The organism is Chitinophaga sp. CF418 (genome assembly GCF_900142925.1).
In the GTDB taxonomy this organism is placed as follows: Bacteria; Bacteroidota; Bacteroidia; order Chitinophagales; family Chitinophagaceae; genus Chitinophaga.
In genome coordinates, this window is the sequence record NZ_FRCN01000001.1 from 273,376 (window position 1) to 288,685 (window position 15,310).

Sequence of the window (15,310 nt, forward strand, 5' to 3'; positions counted from 1 at the left end):
ATTATTTATTTTCGTTCATGTTTGCAGTCACCATTTTAGGCAACAATTCGGCTCTCCCCACGTTAGAAAGGCATCCAACAGCTCAGATTATAACCTGTAATGATCAGCTGATACTGGTTGATTGCGGAGAAGGCACACAGCTTCAATTTGCGCGCTATAAAATCAAAAGCAGCCGCCTGAGATACATTTTCATCAGCCACCTTCATGGAGATCATTATTTCGGCCTTATAGGCCTTTTAAACAGCCTTAGTCTCCTTGGCAGAAAGGAACCGCTGACCATATTTGCTCCGCCGGAGCTGGAAGCTATTATCCAGCTGCAAATGCAATGCTCAGGCAGCATCTTCCAGTTTGAACTGCAGTTCGTACCTCTGCTGGAAGAGAACCAGGGACTCATCCTGAGCGATAAAGACCTGAATGTCAGCTTTTTCCCTACTATGCACCGTATTCCATGTTACGGTTTTGCATTCGAAATGCAAAAGCGGAAACGCAAGCTCCTTCCAGAACAGGCTAAAGTGTATGAGATACCTGCAGCCTACTATTCAAAACTCCAGGAAGGCGCTGATTATCAACGGAAAGATGGGTTTCTGGTAAAAAATGACTGGGTGACCCTCCCTCCTCCCAGAGAGAAAAAATATGTCTTCTTTGCTGATACGGCATACTCTGAGGACCTGATCCGGTATGCACACAATGCAGATCTTGTCTACCACGAAACGACATATTTACATGGCCTGGCCGAAAGGGCGGCAGAAAGGTTTCACAGTACGACCGTACAGGCGGCCACTCTGGCATTAAAGGCCAATGCCCACAGGCTGATAGTCGGACATTTCTCCTCGAAGTATACCGACCTGACCTGCTTTGAAGAGGAATGCAGGGAAGTGTTTCCCAATTCAGATGTAGCCATCGAAGGCGCTACCTATATCGTTTAACCACCGCTTAAAATACCGATCCCCGTCCTGCCAGGCAGAACGGGGATCATTATTTCGAACCAATACCTGGTTACTTGTAATTTCTCCTGAAAGCAGCTATACGGCTCTGCAGTCCGGCACTTACCGGCACAACAGGCAGACGGAAAACATTCTCGATCAGACCTTCTTCTGCCATAAATGCCTTTACGCCGGCAGGATTGTTTTCTTCAAACATCAGATCGAATGAGTCCTGCAGTTTGTAATGCAGTTCACGGGCTGTAGGAATATCATTCGCCAGCGCAGCCTTTACCATTCCTGCCATATCTTTCGCAAAATAGTTGGCAGCAACAGAGATCAGACCGTCCATACCGGTAGCGATCTGCGGGAATGCCAGTGCATCATCGCCACTCACCACCAGGAACCCTTTCGGCTTATCTTTGATGATCTGCATGCACTGTACCATATCCCCACTGGCTTCCTTCATCGCGATGATGTTAGGCACTTCATTCGCCAGTCTCAGGGTGGTCTGCGCCGTCATATTCCGGCCAGTTCTGCCTGGTACGTTGTAGAGAATGATCGGCTTGGGAGAGGCAGCCGCCACTGCTTTATAGTGTTGGAACAATCCTTCCTGGCTTGGCTTGCTGTAATAGGGAGCAACGCTTAATACCGCAAGCGCTTCGTCCAGCGGGCAGGTTTCCAGCCGCTTGACAACGTCACGGGTATTGTAGTCACCAATACCTACCACCACCGGTACGCGCTTATTCACCTTTTCGAAGGTGAACTTCATAATGTCCAGCTTCTCTTCAGAGCTTAGTGTGGGAGTTTCTCCGGTCGTCCCCAGGGATACTACATAGTCAACCCCGCCGGAAATCACATGATCAATCACTTTTTCCAAAGCATTCCAGTCAATGCTTTCGTCTTTTTTAAAGGGCGTAACCAGTGCCACACCGGTGCCTCTCAATTGTTCCATATTTTGTGAAAATTCCAGATAACAAATTCCAAATTGCCCTCTTTATCAATCTAAAATGGTGCAAAGATGACAATTTGGAATGGTATATGACAAAATAATTTTAGCGTTCGTCGAAAAATCCCATGTTGCTGAACTTATCGATACGTTGCTCGATACGGGTATCGGCGTCGATCTTTTTCAGCTCTGCCAGGGTGTTTTTAATGGTTTTCTTCAGTATTAACGCCATTTCGTCCGGATTTACGTGCGCACCGCCTAATGGCTCTTTAATAACGCCGTCTACCAGGCCGAAGCGGCTCATATGGTCGGATGTCAGTTTCAGTTCTTCCGCTGCCTTTTCCTTAAAGTTCCAGCTACGCCAAAGGATAGTGGAGCAGTTTTCAGGAGAGATCACCGTATACCAGCTGTTTTCCAGCATCAGTATCCTGTCTCCGATACCGATACCCAGCGCCCCGCCGGATGCACCTTCTCCGATAATGATGCAGATCACGGGCACCCGCAGCTTCACCATTTCGAATATGTTACGGGCAATGGCCTCACCCTGTCCGCGCTCTTCAGCTTCCAGACCAGGATAAGCACCAGGAGTATCTATCAGGGTAACGACAGGCTTATTGAACTTTTCAGCCAGTTTCATGAGGCGCAGGGCCTTTCTGTAACCTTCAGGGTTCGCCATACCGAAGTTGCGGATCTGGCGCATTTTGGTATTAATACCCTTCTGCTGACCAATGAACATGACGGTTTCTCCATCCAGTTCAGCAAAACCACCCACCATGGCCTTATCATCCTTCACATTTCTGTCGCCGTGCAGCTCCACGAAATTGTTGCACATCTTCTCAATGTAAGCCAGGGTATAGGGCCTATCAGGATGCCTGCTGAGCAGTACCTTCTGGTAACTGGTAAGGTGCTCGTATACTTCCAGGCGGGTGTCGGCGATCTTCTGCTCATACTCCCTTACCGTAGCGGTAACGTCTACACCTGACTTTGCTCCGTTTTCTTTCAGTTTTTCCAACTGATCATACAGGTCCTCAATAGGTTTCTCAAAATCCAGGAATTGCATATTTATGTATAAAATTGGTTAAAGTACGATGTAAAGATAAACGCTAAAATATTTTTTAAAAAAGATTTGCATAATTGATGGCTTTGTCCCTATCTTTGCTGCCCCGAAAACAAGGGAAGGATCAGTAGTTCAGTTGGTTAGAATGCCGCCCTGTCACGGCGGAGGTCGCGGGTTCGAGTCCCGTCTGGTCCGCAAGGAAAGCTAAAAAGCCTTTAAGTCGAAAGATTTGAAGGCTTTTTTGTTTGAAATATGGCGATTATGCTATGAATGTAATCCTCATTCCCACGCCGGACATCTACAATGCAGATTGACTGTCAGACAATTATTCACCCAACGGTTCGAATATTTTCTGCTTTTTATTCCATATATCCCAATAAGCTTTCTTTAATTTCTCATTCAAAAATGAAGCATTGATTATTTCAAGTACTTCTGTATTATGAGATTTAAACTTCTTGTAAATATTAGACCTTACTTTTTCCGGAATATTCAATACAATAGCAAGGGCTTCAAAATCTCTTAATTTAAGATTCTTCTTTTTCCCGTTGAGTAATAATGCCATTTCTTCCTGGTCTTTTGGAAATACAAGGTTTACATTCAAGAGGTCGTAAGCCGGACTAAATACAACACTGTTCTCAAGATGTAATAGAGAGAAATTTTTCAGGTGCATATCATTATTTCCTGTTAGATAACAGAAGACCAACAGTTCAAAATATCTGAGAACATCAAGTCCCGAGTTCGTACAATATTGCTGTATTAATTTGCCTGACCTTTCATAAGATCCTTTGTACTTGTTCTCCGTTAAAAACTCCGCCAGCTGACAAAAGTCCTCTACATGGATCTTCCTTCCCTTTATTCTATCAAAACGTCTGGCAATGTAAACAAGAGTACCATCAGTAGCCCTAAGCAAGGTATGGTTGCAAACGGAAATACCAAATATTTCCGCCAGGTGCATCGTTAGATCTTCCGTTTCAGGCATAGCAGAAAATTCTTTATGCTGTGGCTTTAATATATATTCCCCCCATAAGCCCACGATTGTGAGCCTGCCATCACCTTTGTTTTTCTCCAGCGTAACAGATAGCTTAGGCTGTACTCCTGTAACGGCTATATGTTTATTAATTGTCTCTGCTGCCAGATCTTTCAATAGTTGGCTATCCAGCTTTAGCTCAGGCATAACATCCGTATTAAAAAAACGTTTCGCACATCTGGTGTGGTATTCCTGATTTTTCAGTATCTCGCCGTTCTACACATGGCGCATTGCCCAAGCTGACGCATATTTGCATCTATAAGATGACTGGTTTACCATTTTTTGCATTTCAACTGACTATCAATCACTTAAAGAACACCTCTCCGCATCCCAACCTACTCCGGTTTCGCTTCGACTGCGCCTGGACGCCCTATCTAGAAGCGCTCTAGTCCGGCATTACAATAGCATTTCTATAGCGTTTGCTATAGAACAGTGCCTATAATGCTATAGTAAGGAGCCTATAGGCTATAGTAAGAAGCGAATCTCTAAGACAGCAGATCAAGCGAATAAGGACCTTTGGAAGATTAGCAGAGGGAAGCCAGTATTTCATTAAAACGGAGGACTGAATGGGGAACCGCAGAGGATCACCGGGGGCTAGGATTTACCTTTCTTTTTGGCATCCACTTGCTTAAGAACGAGCTCAATAATGACAAGGCGCTCAACACCGATAAGATTGGCTATGGCAATCAGCTGCTCCAATGTAAAGGCGACAGGACGCTTTAGCCTGTAGATAAATGTTTGATAATTCATACCCAGATCCTTGGCCATGTTGGTACGGGAAACAGTATCGAATATTTGATCAAACTGTTTGATGTGACCAGCTTCGATAAGTATCTTAATTGTTTCATATCCTGTTCTCTTAGCCGTCATTATAATAGATTCAGAAGTGTTTTACTTCCATAAAGTAAAAGCAAATGGCTATCCATTACATTTTAACAACATGTTTGTAAGTTTTTCATTTCTATTATCAATAATAGTATTTAAGTAATTTATATTTGCTTTAGATAAGGTTGCATGATAGATCGCGCTAAAACTTTGGCGAAGCAGGTATTTATCCTAAAGCAATACTTAATTTCATAACCCACAACAACTTAGAGCGTCGCTTTCTTTTTCTGTCGTGAGAACCTGAGCTTCCCCTGACAGCGGAAGAGTGATACCACAACCTCTCATTAAACAATTCTGCTTATGTTCCCAACACTTAAGGGGCGGATAATGTGGACTGGCCCTGTTAAGCTACTGCCTTCGATACCCCGGCCCCCTTTTTTAAAAGACCAGGAAGAACCCTTTGGTCCCCGCGTCCTGCTTGCCCTGGACAATCTGGCTATCTGCAAGATGCTCAAGCAATACCTCGAATGGTCCGGGGTATCTGTTACAATCGCGCTGAATGCTGAAGAAACATTAAAGATTGTGTTTTCCAGATCAATAGATCTCGTGATCTATTCTACAGCATTGTCCGGACGCTCCAATCCATTGGCGTTGTTAACAGGCATAAGAGAGCGAGGCGGAAAAATGCCACTTATCGCGATTGTAGAAAAGGATTTTAATTCCTATGAAGATTATATCCGGCAAGGCGTTAGTGATATTATTAAAAAGCCTCTTGAAATTGCGGAATTGCAAAGAAAGATCGAACAGCAGTTAAATAAATCCTGACCAAAAAATTGTAACCGTGATCTATCATTCCTTCCGGCTTATTTAAGCCGGGAGCATGTTATGTCTGCATGCCTTAAAACAATATTTATTACCTAAACCTATTTGATGATGAAGAAGGATGAAATGATCCGGATTACCAGGAAAAGAATATTTATCCGGTATTGTGAATGCCCTATACTTATAGACTGCAAAGATATTGAAGTGGACATTCCCGTATTGCCTGTACCTGGCAATCTCTTTGATGGTGAATTCTTTTTAAATAAAGACCAACGTGCCAGGCTCGATACACAACATGTCCGCCTTTTTGTCGAAGATGTGAAGCATGAATTTCACAATAGTGTACAACATTGCATTATTGTGTTACAGCTTATACCTGCTAAAACCACCCCATTAAACCAGTCCAAAAACTGAGCTCCAAACGCATGAAAACAGTATCTTTTATCATTATATTGCTTTGTATTCATACATACGCATTCGGTCAGTATATCTGGAATATGCAGGACAAAGCGGGATACATAGGATATTTAATTGAGCCAAGATTTATGATAGACCGTAATCCTGTCTTCCCCAAAAAGGAAGGTCTCTCAATCGTTCTTTACCCTAAAGATCATACCATGCACTTCCTGGTAGACACAAGTGAACGGCCGGATTTTTTAAAGTATTTTTCCACTGTCGCGGCAGACTATATTACCAACGACAGCTCGGCCGCAATTAACAATTTCTATTTAGCCGTCGAGCATCCGGATTACCAGGCAAAATATGAATTCACCGCAAAGCCCTTAAAAGAAAGAGACGCCATCGTCTCTACCGATGCAGAAATTATCAGAGAACGATTGAACCTGCTGGCCAGAATATTACCGTTCAATTGCTATATCGTTGCCCGCGGAGTGGATAAAGCCAATGTTGACATTGAGCTGGACATCACAGAATGGATAAAAACGCATCGGGGATTTGATTTCAGCGAGTATTCTCTGGTGCTGGCAAGTGTTCTGTATGACTATCCATTGGCAAGAGCGGAAAGATTTACCCAGCTTTTCCTACGTTATATTGACCACGATAATATTAATCCTAATAAAAGAGTGCGAAGTTATTCACTCAATTTTCAGGGACGGAGGGTCACCAACCAGTATAAAAAGCATGCCTCCTACCTTAGTTTAAAAACACGGCCTGAAGGCCGGTAATCAAAGGACCGCTTCTTAAGCCATGTTAAATGGCACCGATGCGTCCAGCTTTTCCCGGCAGACCGGCTGATATGCAGGATGCCCGATTTTTCAAACACCGTTAGCAAAATCCCCCCAACATATCCTACTTCACCCATTTAGGCTGATAAACCACCTTTTGCTGCAGCAGTGTGTTCAGTAACCTTTCCGGATCATCATCAAAAACCAGCGACTTCATATGATATTCCGATAAAAATCCCGCCTCGCACATTGTCATCAACAGCTCCTGCAACTTATCATAGTAACCGTTCACATTAAGGATGCCACAAGGTTTACTGTGGAATCCCAGCTGCGCCCAGGTGAACACTTCTATGATCTCTTCCAGGGTGCCTATACCGCCGGGTATTGCTATAAAACAATCCGCCAGATTCGCCATCATTGCCTTCCGCTCGTGCATGGTAGCTACAACATGCAACTCTGTAAGGTTTTTGTGCGCGATCTCTGTATTGGAGATCTTTTCCGGCAATACGCCAATCACCTCTCCTCCTAATGACAATACCTGGTCGGCAACTACCCCCATCAGGCCGACAGCTGCTCCACCGTAGATCAGCCTTAGCTTGTTCTTTACTATGCAATTTCCCAATTCCCTGGTCAAACTGGTGTAAATCGGATCATTTCCGAAGTTAGACCCGCAAAAAATAGCAATGTTGTTCATGGGGCAAAGGTTATAAAAAACAACTAAGCAAACGGGACAAATGTCCTGATCGGGCGGTTCATCAGACTTTTTTTACCGTCACTCACAATGCAATGTTAGGAAAGAATTCAAAGCAGTTTCAAACAATGTACACGAAGGCCCTTAATCCTGTCATTAAGAGCCTTTCATAGATGCTATGGCAGAGTCAGCATCTCCGTTTGACCTGCATGTGACTTGCATATGACCAGGATTTTCCTCCGTTTTTCTTCCGTTAAAAACGGAGGAAAAACGGAGGAAAGACGGAGGAATAACGGAGGAAGATGCTAGTTGTATGCAACTCAAATGAAAGCTATATACTATTCCAATGCTATATTGTTGAAGCGCTTCTTAGTCCTGATAGGGTGTAATATTGTTTCATATGGATCAGGATCAGAAAGTCAGGCAAGCCAGCTTGCCATCAGCAAAGTGCTTACTAATAAATGATTAAGGATTGGTACGGTTCATATAAAGGGGTAGTTGTAAACAATTTATTTGTCCATTTGGAATATTTATTCAATATTTGCACCCCGGCGAACAAAAAGGATCAGTAGTTCAGTTGGTTAGAATGCCGCCCTGTCACGGCGGAGGTCGCGGGTTCGAGTCCCGTCTGGTCCGCAACTGAGTAAAAGTGGGTATAATCGAGCAAAAACGCTTAATTATACCCACTTTTTTTTTTAATAATATTTTGCCAGTATTAGACTATCCAAATTTCCTGGGTCATGTTGAATTCCTGGGGATACAACTCTATTAAAAACGCTTAGCGAGTGGTAACCTATGGTACGGTAATGGCCTGAGTATTGTACCGGTATGCTCTAGGATCCCTACAGAGACCCAGCAGAAACCCTACAGGAACTCTAGTGCGCCAGACCATCCCCCGACAATATCCCTACCATTGCACTTCCATTTGTCTCGACGAGGCTTGCAGATAGCACACCCTGCGCGGAACCTGCCCGGCACTGACCTTGCACCAGGGCGGCCCTTCATTCATAAAAATGTTTTTTTGGCTATACTGGTCAGCCAATTATTCAATCCTCATAAGCTAAAACAATGGCAAAAACAGCATCATCTGGCGGAGCGTCAGCAGGCAGGATCAAGATTGATCCGGTGTTGAACGTACCCGGTAGAATATGGCAGAGTTTAAACGTGTCGCTAAAGCAGCTTGACGCGCACGATATTTCCAGGGGTATAACAATCAATGATGGCTGATCGGTACTTAATTAAAAGAATAGTGTATGGGTATTGTTTACAAAAGGGGCCCAGGGATCCAATGTTCTTGTCCGTTTTTGTTACCTGCAAAAAACAACTACTTTATCCTAAATCCCCCAACTTTCAACCTGATCCGTTAAGTGTTCGCCTGAATCGTCGTTATGAGATGTTACTAATATGATACACTACTTATACTGTTAGTTGTATATTTAACGTCTAATCTAACACCTGATGAATAGACTTTTAACTTTATCACTACTATTATTCTGGCAAATCACTTTAGCGCAAACTCATAAACAATATCAGGAACTTATATCAAAGTCTGACGAGTACTTTGCAGATAAACTGGCATCCGATCACATTGTAGGAGTGAGTGCAGCAATCGTTATCGACGGTCAGGTAATTTGGGCGAGGGGCTTTGGCTATTCGGATCGTGACCGTAAAGTGCCAATGCTTCCAGAAACCGTTGTTAATATAGGTTCAGTTACCAAAACTTTCACTTCACTTGCCGTGATGCAGTTACATGAGAAAGGTCTACTGAACATAAACAAACGGCTGAACACTTACCTGCCAGGCTTTCACCCGATGTCACGACCACAGTACAGTGCAAACACTGTTACCATCAGGTCTGTCATCACCCACACATCAGGCATTCAATCGGACATATGGAAGAACTCTGATCTTGAAAGCGGTAAGTACACTGATGTACTGAGGTATATCAATGATACTTATCTCTTGTATCCAGCAGGTGCAGTTGCCCTCTATTCCAATGCAGGGTACAACGTCTTAGGCCATCTTGTTAAAACCGTAAGTAAAGAAGATTATGCAGACTATGTTCACAAACACATCTTCTTGCCGCTAAAGATGACCAGTAGTGGCTTTGCGATGGATGCTTTAAAGAACCGTACCAAGATTTATGCATATGGGCAAGAGTTCAAAGAATATGAGCTTCGTGATATTGCTTCGGGTGGTATCTATTCAAACATCAACGACCTTGCTATATATGCGATAGGGATGCTGGATGCTTACAGAGGTAAAAGCAATGCGCTTATAAGTCAAAAGACAGCTCAACAGATGTTTGCATTGAGCAATGCAAGCGTTCGAATTGAAACTAACAAGAAAGGACTTGGATGGTTCGAGTTTAGGAACAATAGTACGTTTGCGCCATATCATGCAGGTAGCGCCGGTTTTGCACAGGCCAAACTTTTATTGTTTCCGGATAAGAATGCGGCTGTGATGGTACTTACCAACACCGCAGAAGGCGGCAAAGCTGCTGAGGAATTCTGTTTTAATATGCTGCCACGGTTCGGTTTAAGTGTTTCAGACCTGTTTCCTTCTCCAATAAACATTCCTGCCGCAACAACAACTACTGTAAGCCTTAACAAATTAATCCTTCAGGCGCACGTGGGCTCCTATGCCTCCTCGGTTCCATATACCACAATAAGGTTCGATAATGGACATCTTAATATGGAAAGTGCAGGCAACGTAACGCTGCTGAAGCCCGTTAGCTCTAATGAATACATTCCATACACAATAAAGGGTGCAGACACTGTAATTAAAAACATCAAACAACGTTATTTTTTCAACGACATCGGAGGTTACCACTACTTAATCCAAAGCGACAAGAATCGGGAGTACAATATTGGTTATCGCCTACGTCCTATAGATACTTTAGCATGGAAGCAAAGAAGTGGCCTGTATGAGCAATATGGTTATCAGATGTTAATTGGGGACAGTAAATTTAAAAGCATAGAGATATATATCACGCCTGACCAAGTGCTTATGTGCCGGTTAAAGACTATGGGAAGTTCGAATGAAATTCCCTTAGACGTCATTGACAGTAATCATGCGATGACGACCAACTTGTATTCTGGCTTTGGTGGGTTTACTGTTACGTTTCACAATGAAGGAGCGTATCAGATAGTTAACTTTGGTGGCATCACATTTCGAAAATGAACTGACTGCTTATGAAGAAGGAAGGTACTTATTGCATTTTTGCAGATGATAATTTTCGCTCATCGATTTTCGGATATTGATTGGCAGCAATTCCGTTTTACCCGGTGGGGTTATTGTTTTCTATTGATGCCTGCAGTCTGTTCTTTTTCCAGTGATGCGGCAGCAGATCTTTAATCTTATTCAAAGGTGCCGGACGACGAGGGTGCATGAGGATGGTACTTCTACTGTTTATATTGAAATTAACGTCAATACCTTCATTTTGAAGAGATCAATCTAATAGTAGCCGATCTGTCTCTCTATTGACGATTTTAATGTCCCATCTGCTTTATAAGTGATCCTCTTGATCCAATTACCGGTTTTGTCATACTTATATTCACACCGGTATGATCTCTTCATATCTACTCCTGCACTATCTTTTACTATACATTCAAGTTCATTTCCGAAAGTATCATATTTATAGTGGATCTCCCTCATGTTCTCGTAACCGGCAGTTATTTTAGATTCAATCAAGCGGCTGTTTTTGTCATATACACTCAGCCTCGTTCCTGAGAGTTCACCGAACCGGTTATATTCTGTTTCTCTTGTAGTATCTCCACTGTACAGCCACTCTGTCCTTCTTTTAAGTTTTGTTTCATCATCGTTGTAATAGTTCTCCGAGGTGCGCCGGCCCTGGGAATCGTATGTATACCTGTAGGTAGAGGTTGAGCCGGGAGGCGTCAAACCAACCCGACTTTTAACAAAACTAAGGTCTGGGCCATAGGTACGTTGGTCCCTGTATTTCAGGTACCCGGAGCTACCGTAATTAGAAAAGTCAATCATGTTGCCATGTTCGTCGAACACATAAGTAACTTTGTAATCCAGGGTGCTATCTTCATTATAGGCAATTATTTCAGTATTGTTACCAGCTTCATCATATTGGTATACATTCCTGCACTGAAAGCTTTCATGCTCGAGGAAAGTGGTTAACTCAGTACAGTTACCTGCGGCATTAAATTTATAATATCGCTTTGTAACATAATAAGTTAGTTCCGAATCAGGAACGTATTGCTTGTAGTTAAATTCTATAATAGATCTTACATTGCCCTTCAGGTTATACGTTTGCCGGTTATTCTGGTAAGCTTTATTAGGCTGTGCATTTACCATATTAGCGAAAACGATAAACAGGAACAGTAAAGGTCTTCTCATGGTGTGCAAAATAATAAAAGCCCTATGATTTTCATCATAAGGCTTTTAATTCAGGTATCCTTCTTACTTCGAAACAAGCGTTGTCACACTTGAAGGAGCGAGGTTAATCCCAAAACTTCCTCCGGAAACACTAAAGCTATTGGCTGCCAGGCTTGGGCTGCGGGTTGTTACATGGCGGTTAAAGCCTGTAACAGTAACATAGACTAGAAAAGTGTGCAGTCATCCTGCGATTCGCTATACTATCCCTTTGCTAACTGATATATCCGGTCCAAATCCCGGGCAAACTGGTTCGATAGTTGTCCCTCACAGCCCGCAGGAAATTAAAGCCTTCAGATGATGTCTGAAGGCTTTTTTTATGGTGAGTGATCGATGCATCGGGAGGAAGGATACCTGATTTTGGAGCCGGTGGTGATGCTTGAAGCAGGCTAAGTAAAGTTTCATTTGCATCCGGTACAAAAGCCGCGATATAAACCAATCCAGCAACTTTAGGGTGATTACCCGCCTCTGTGATTATAGCACCGCCATAAGAGTGCCCCACTAAAAGGGTCGTTCCGTCCTGACGGTCCAACACCCGTTGCGTTGCGGCCACATCGTCGGTCAGACCGGTATTGGGGTTTCCGACAACACTGACATTATAGCCATCCTTTTTTAAAATCTGATAGACTGCCTCCCACCCTGAACCATCGGCGAAGGCCCCATGGACAAGTACGATATTTTTTACTGCTGATTGAGCTCGGGCATCTATAGAAACCAATATAACTGATAGCAAGAGCGCTATCAAAATACCCACTTGTTTTATTTTTGAATAGATAGTCATGATGAAAATTTGTTAATATGAATAATTAAGTTTTTTTTTGTTTATTAATGTTGGTTCAGCCAATTCAGTATATAACCGGCGTCTTCTTTCCACGTAGGTTGCCCGAGTACGAAATGGTTTCTGTCCTTCAAAACAAAATCCGTAATAGAATTTTTGGATTTGTACCGCTCGTAAACGCGCTTGCACAAGTGTGCGGGAATACATTGATCCTGGGTCCCTGCCAGCAGAAGTAATGGTTCGTGTTCTTTTTTGAAATCCACATAAGCAGCTTTCGTGAGACCACCTCTGGCAGCTTTTTTGGATTCAGGAATCACCATTTCTTCGTAACTACTTTCCTGTATTTGTCGGGGCATCCCGTTTGTAAAGGCAAAGCGCCATTTACTGAATGACATTAGAAAAGTTTTATTTATCGAAGTAAAAAAACCAAGGGTAGCCGCATTCGACTTCAAAAAATTCAACTCATAGGGAATTACACCTTGCGGGGGAACAGCATGAATCGCTACTGCGGCTGCGGCAACTCCCCTGTTAAGCAACACCTGCGCAAAAAGTCCTCCGAAGGAATGTCCAATGAGAATCGGCCTTTCAGGCAGTTTGCGGATGATCGCGTTATAATGATCTATGATATCATACATGCTCACGGCTGCCAGCGCTTTGTATGGATGCCGTTTCCGTAGTGTTACGGCATCCGCGTCCTTGCAGGGCCACGGCGGGGCGATGGTATTATAACCATGGCCCTCGAAATAAAGCCTCCATTTATCCCAGCATGCGTGACTGACATAGGCTCCTGTTATAAAGAGGATCGTTTTCGATTTGATCTTACTCATATTATTTTTTTTATCGGTAAAACATGCTGTCTCGATTGCCACTGATAAACTGGTTACTGCAACTTTCGTTGACGATCACGTAAAAAGCTGGTTATATATTGGGATACAAGCTCCGGATACTCATGATGTACGCCATGCCCGGTGCGTGGGATCACAACTAACTGTGTTGTTGGAAGCTTGCGGTTAAGCTCAAACCAATTTTCTGGTGGAAAGCAAACTTCATGATCAGCGGAAATCACCATTATCGGAAGGCGGGTATTGCATAATTTCTCTCTTGATTTGTAAGGATCCGCCGTAAAGTCCGCAAAGCCCGCAATGTAATCAGGCCATACTTTCTCATCGATACGCGCATCCATTTCTTTCCGCTGTGCAATACGATCATGGCTTCGCCTGGCGGCCTCCACGCTTGGTTCCCATGCTGGTTCAAAGAAGAGGATAACCTCATCCTCCAGGGTATTGTGGGGGATACGTGACACCCGCAGAAAGGATTCCTCAAAGCTGTGGCTGATCTTACCTGGCGGTCTTGTCCCAATAAGGATTGCCTGAGACACTTTCTCCGGATGCTCAGTGATAATATTTTGCGCGACCGCACCTCCAAACGACCACCCCCCAATAATAAACTTGTCGTAACCCAGAGACGCGCTGAGATCAAGGACATCTTTTGCAAAGCCAGCCATCGTTGTTGGGGGAATTCCTGTTGATGATCCAAAGCCACTATAATTAAACGTAACCACAGTGTGTTCCTCAGCGAGTGCATCCAGAAAAGCCGGATCCCAGGAATCGAGGTTACCACGGAACCGCGAACAGAGAATGAGTGGTTCTCCTTGCCCAATGCGCCGGTAAGCGATTTTATGTCCATCGACTTCAGCAAACTTTGTGGGTGCATTCACAGCGGTGATCTTGCTGACAGTTGTATCAATGTCGGGGGAGTGCTTAACACTGTTGCTATCCGCAGTGTTGCATCCCCCCAAACAAAGATGGAGATAGACTAAGAGTGAACTGCCTAAAAGCCCATTACGGATAGACCAGCGCTGGTAGTCTGGTGCGGGCAGGGAAATTTTCATACTGTGTTATTTGATTTGAAAAAAGATCTTTACTAAATGATACATCACAAAGCTATTCATACCACAGGCCCAGGTCAATTGACAAATAATAAAATTGATTGTATAATTTGTTTAAAATTTTTACATCGAAACGTACAACAACAGTGTCGATACAGTCATTTCACGCCGGGAGCAATTAGCTATATTTACAACCTGGCTCATAAAAACAAATCGTGACTAGGAATGAGTACATTACCCATTATTGAAGAAGTCTTAGAGAAATTCGCGACGCACCTCGCCGTGGATCGGGAAAAATATCGTAACCATGTGTACAGGGTGTTCCTGAATTGTTGCCTTCTGGATACCGAAGAAAGGAATTGGGAGATATATGCGATTGCAGCTGTATTTCACGATATAGGTATCTGGACAGATAACACTATAGACTATTTGAAGCCTTCTATAGGACAGGCGATAAAATATCTGGGTGAAACTGGAAGAGAACACCTGCAAGATGAAATTGCCCGAATGATCTATTACCATCACAAGCTGACCCGGTATTCGGGGCCAGATAGCGTTAAGATTAATACATTCCGGAAGGCAGACTGGATAGACGTTTCACTCGGGGCTATAAAATTTGGTGTAGATAAAAGCCTGGTGAGGCGACATCAAAAAGCGTTTGCGAACAAAGGGTTTCATTGGTTTCTTGTAAAAAAGATTCTAAGAAATCTTATTAGACATCCGTTGCGTCCACTACCAATGTTCAGACGATAGATTAGCACGATG

At 43.4% G+C, this 15,310-nt stretch carries 16 protein-coding genes and 2 tRNA genes; 9 read left to right on the top strand and 9 right to left on the bottom strand.

Annotated elements, in window-relative coordinates:
* The first annotated feature begins 17 nt into the window (after nucleotides 1–17).
* A complete protein-coding gene (locus tag F3I09_RS01185; protein WP_149693211.1) occupies nucleotides 18–926 on the top strand; it encodes a ribonuclease Z in 909 nt (302 codons plus the stop codon).
* A gap of 70 nt (nucleotides 927–996) precedes the next feature.
* Here F3I09_RS01185 and dapA read toward each other — a convergent pair whose 3' ends face one another.
* Together dapA and F3I09_RS01195 are read right to left on the bottom strand one after the other, a co-directional pair.
* On the bottom strand, nucleotides 997–1,875 hold the full coding sequence (gene dapA / locus F3I09_RS01190) for a 4-hydroxy-tetrahydrodipicolinate synthase (RefSeq protein WP_149693212.1): 879 nt from the start codon (nucleotides 1,873–1,875) through the stop codon (nucleotides 997–999).
* A 100-nt stretch (nucleotides 1,876–1,975) separates the two neighbouring features.
* The gene (locus F3I09_RS01195) at nucleotides 1,976–2,929 is read right to left on the bottom strand and encodes an acetyl-CoA carboxylase carboxyltransferase subunit alpha (protein WP_149693213.1); all 954 of its coding nucleotides are present in this window, start codon (nucleotides 2,927–2,929) and stop codon (nucleotides 1,976–1,978) included.
* Nucleotides 2,930–3,047: 118 nt separating this feature from the next.
* Here F3I09_RS01195 and F3I09_RS01200 point away from each other — a divergent pair.
* Nucleotides 3,048–3,121 (top strand) — tRNA-Asp (locus F3I09_RS01200).
* A 130-nt stretch (nucleotides 3,122–3,251) separates the two neighbouring features.
* Here F3I09_RS01200 and F3I09_RS01205 read toward each other — a convergent pair.
* Nucleotides 3,252–4,100 (bottom strand): HipA domain-containing protein, encoded by an 849-nt coding sequence (locus F3I09_RS01205; protein WP_149693214.1) that lies wholly within the window; start codon nucleotides 4,098–4,100, stop codon nucleotides 3,252–3,254.
* A 447-nt stretch (nucleotides 4,101–4,547) separates the two neighbouring features.
* Nucleotides 4,548–4,823 carry a hypothetical protein gene (locus F3I09_RS01210; protein WP_149693215.1) on the bottom strand — a complete coding sequence of 92 codons (276 nt, stop codon included), beginning with the start codon at nucleotides 4,821–4,823 and terminating at the stop codon, nucleotides 4,548–4,550.
* 315 nt (nucleotides 4,824–5,138) lie between these two features.
* Here F3I09_RS01210 and F3I09_RS01215 point away from each other — a divergent pair, with 315 nt between their 5' ends.
* The 3 genes from F3I09_RS01215 (at nucleotide 5,139) to F3I09_RS01225 (ending at nucleotide 6,784) form a co-directional block, all read left to right on the top strand.
* A complete protein-coding gene (locus F3I09_RS01215) occupies nucleotides 5,139–5,603 on the top strand; it encodes a response regulator (protein WP_149693216.1) in 465 nt (154 codons plus the stop codon).
* A gap of 105 nt (nucleotides 5,604–5,708) precedes the next feature.
* Entirely contained in the window at nucleotides 5,709–6,014 is a 306-nt protein-coding gene (locus tag F3I09_RS01220) for a hypothetical protein (RefSeq protein WP_149693217.1), read from the top strand.
* An 11-nt stretch (nucleotides 6,015–6,025) separates the two neighbouring features.
* Nucleotides 6,026–6,784 (top strand): hypothetical protein, encoded by a 759-nt coding sequence (locus tag F3I09_RS01225; protein WP_149693218.1) that lies wholly within the window; start codon nucleotides 6,026–6,028, stop codon nucleotides 6,782–6,784.
* A 124-nt stretch (nucleotides 6,785–6,908) separates the two neighbouring features.
* On the opposite strand, the gene F3I09_RS01230 is transcribed toward F3I09_RS01225, so the two are convergent.
* Nucleotides 6,909–7,478 carry a TIGR00730 family Rossman fold protein gene (locus F3I09_RS01230; RefSeq protein WP_149693219.1) on the bottom strand — a complete coding sequence of 190 codons (570 nt, stop codon included), beginning with the start codon at nucleotides 7,476–7,478 and terminating at the stop codon, nucleotides 6,909–6,911.
* A 559-nt stretch (nucleotides 7,479–8,037) separates the two neighbouring features.
* On the opposite strand from F3I09_RS01230, the gene F3I09_RS01235 reads away from it, so the two are divergent.
* The 3 genes from F3I09_RS01235 (at nucleotide 8,038) to F3I09_RS01240 (ending at nucleotide 10,658) form a co-directional block, all read left to right on the top strand.
* Nucleotides 8,038–8,111 (top strand) — tRNA-Asp (locus F3I09_RS01235).
* A gap of 432 nt (nucleotides 8,112–8,543) precedes the next feature.
* Nucleotides 8,544–8,702 (top strand): hypothetical protein, encoded by a 159-nt coding sequence (locus tag F3I09_RS33940; RefSeq protein WP_188133638.1) that lies wholly within the window; start codon nucleotides 8,544–8,546, stop codon nucleotides 8,700–8,702.
* Between the two features lie 231 nt (nucleotides 8,703–8,933).
* A complete protein-coding gene (locus tag F3I09_RS01240; RefSeq protein WP_149693220.1) occupies nucleotides 8,934–10,658 on the top strand; it encodes a serine hydrolase in 1,725 nt (574 codons plus the stop codon).
* A gap of 273 nt (nucleotides 10,659–10,931) precedes the next feature.
* Here the strand turns inward: F3I09_RS01240 and F3I09_RS01245 are convergent, their stop codons facing one another.
* From F3I09_RS01245 to F3I09_RS01260, 4 genes are all read right to left on the bottom strand, one after another.
* A complete protein-coding gene (locus tag F3I09_RS01245; protein WP_149693221.1) occupies nucleotides 10,932–11,843 on the bottom strand; it encodes a hypothetical protein in 912 nt (303 codons plus the stop codon).
* Nucleotides 11,844–12,093: 250 nt separating this feature from the next.
* Nucleotides 12,094–12,660 (bottom strand): alpha/beta fold hydrolase, encoded by a 567-nt coding sequence (locus F3I09_RS01250; RefSeq protein WP_149693222.1) that lies wholly within the window; start codon nucleotides 12,658–12,660, stop codon nucleotides 12,094–12,096.
* A 44-nt stretch (nucleotides 12,661–12,704) separates the two neighbouring features.
* Complete coding sequence (locus F3I09_RS01255; protein WP_149693223.1) at nucleotides 12,705–13,484, bottom strand: alpha/beta hydrolase; 780 nt, start codon at nucleotides 13,482–13,484, stop codon at nucleotides 12,705–12,707.
* Between the two features lie 53 nt (nucleotides 13,485–13,537).
* Nucleotides 13,538–14,548: an alpha/beta fold hydrolase gene (locus F3I09_RS01260; protein ID WP_149693224.1), complete on the bottom strand. Its 1,011-nt coding sequence runs from the start codon at nucleotides 14,546–14,548 to the stop codon at nucleotides 13,538–13,540.
* Nucleotides 14,549–14,770: 222 nt separating this feature from the next.
* Here F3I09_RS01260 and F3I09_RS01265 point away from each other — a divergent pair, with 222 nt between their 5' ends.
* Complete coding sequence (locus tag F3I09_RS01265) at nucleotides 14,771–15,298, top strand: phosphohydrolase (RefSeq protein ID WP_149693225.1); 528 nt, start codon at nucleotides 14,771–14,773, stop codon at nucleotides 15,296–15,298.
* The last annotated feature ends 12 nt before the right edge of the window (nucleotides 15,299–15,310 follow it).

Bases quoted from the DNA above. Each gene is read 5' to 3' on its own strand.
- F3I09_RS01240 (WP_149693220.1), top strand. From the start codon at position 8,934: ATGAATAGACTTTTAACTTTATCACTACTATTATTCTGGCAAATCACT.
- F3I09_RS01245 (WP_149693221.1), bottom strand. From the start codon at position 11,843: ATGAGAAGACCTTTACTGTTCCTGTTTATCGTTTTCGCTAATATGGTA.
- F3I09_RS01195 (WP_149693213.1), bottom strand. From the start codon at position 2,929: ATGCAATTCCTGGATTTTGAGAAACCTATTGAGGACCTGTATGATCAG.
- F3I09_RS01255 (WP_149693223.1), bottom strand. From the start codon at position 13,484: ATGAGTAAGATCAAATCGAAAACGATCCTCTTTATAACAGGAGCCTAT.
- F3I09_RS01210 (WP_149693215.1), bottom strand. From the start codon at position 4,823: ATGACGGCTAAGAGAACAGGATATGAAACAATTAAGATACTTATCGAA.
- F3I09_RS01265 (WP_149693225.1), top strand. From the start codon at position 14,771: ATGAGTACATTACCCATTATTGAAGAAGTCTTAGAGAAATTCGCGACG.
- F3I09_RS01260 (WP_149693224.1), bottom strand. From the start codon at position 14,548: ATGAAAATTTCCCTGCCCGCACCAGACTACCAGCGCTGGTCTATCCGT.
- F3I09_RS01250 (WP_149693222.1), bottom strand. From the start codon at position 12,660: ATGACTATCTATTCAAAAATAAAACAAGTGGGTATTTTGATAGCGCTC.
- F3I09_RS01225 (WP_149693218.1), top strand. From the start codon at position 6,026: ATGAAAACAGTATCTTTTATCATTATATTGCTTTGTATTCATACATAC.
- F3I09_RS01215 (WP_149693216.1), top strand. From the start codon at position 5,139: ATGTTCCCAACACTTAAGGGGCGGATAATGTGGACTGGCCCTGTTAAG.
- F3I09_RS01185 (WP_149693211.1), top strand. From the start codon at position 18: ATGTTTGCAGTCACCATTTTAGGCAACAATTCGGCTCTCCCCACGTTA.
- F3I09_RS01205 (WP_149693214.1), bottom strand. From the start codon at position 4,100: ATGCCTGAGCTAAAGCTGGATAGCCAACTATTGAAAGATCTGGCAGCA.
- F3I09_RS33940 (WP_188133638.1), top strand. From the start codon at position 8,544: ATGGCAAAAACAGCATCATCTGGCGGAGCGTCAGCAGGCAGGATCAAG.
- dapA (WP_149693212.1), bottom strand. From the start codon at position 1,875: ATGGAACAATTGAGAGGCACCGGTGTGGCACTGGTTACGCCCTTTAAA.
- F3I09_RS01220 (WP_149693217.1), top strand. From the start codon at position 5,709: ATGATGAAGAAGGATGAAATGATCCGGATTACCAGGAAAAGAATATTT.
- F3I09_RS01230 (WP_149693219.1), bottom strand. From the start codon at position 7,478: ATGAACAACATTGCTATTTTTTGCGGGTCTAACTTCGGAAATGATCCG.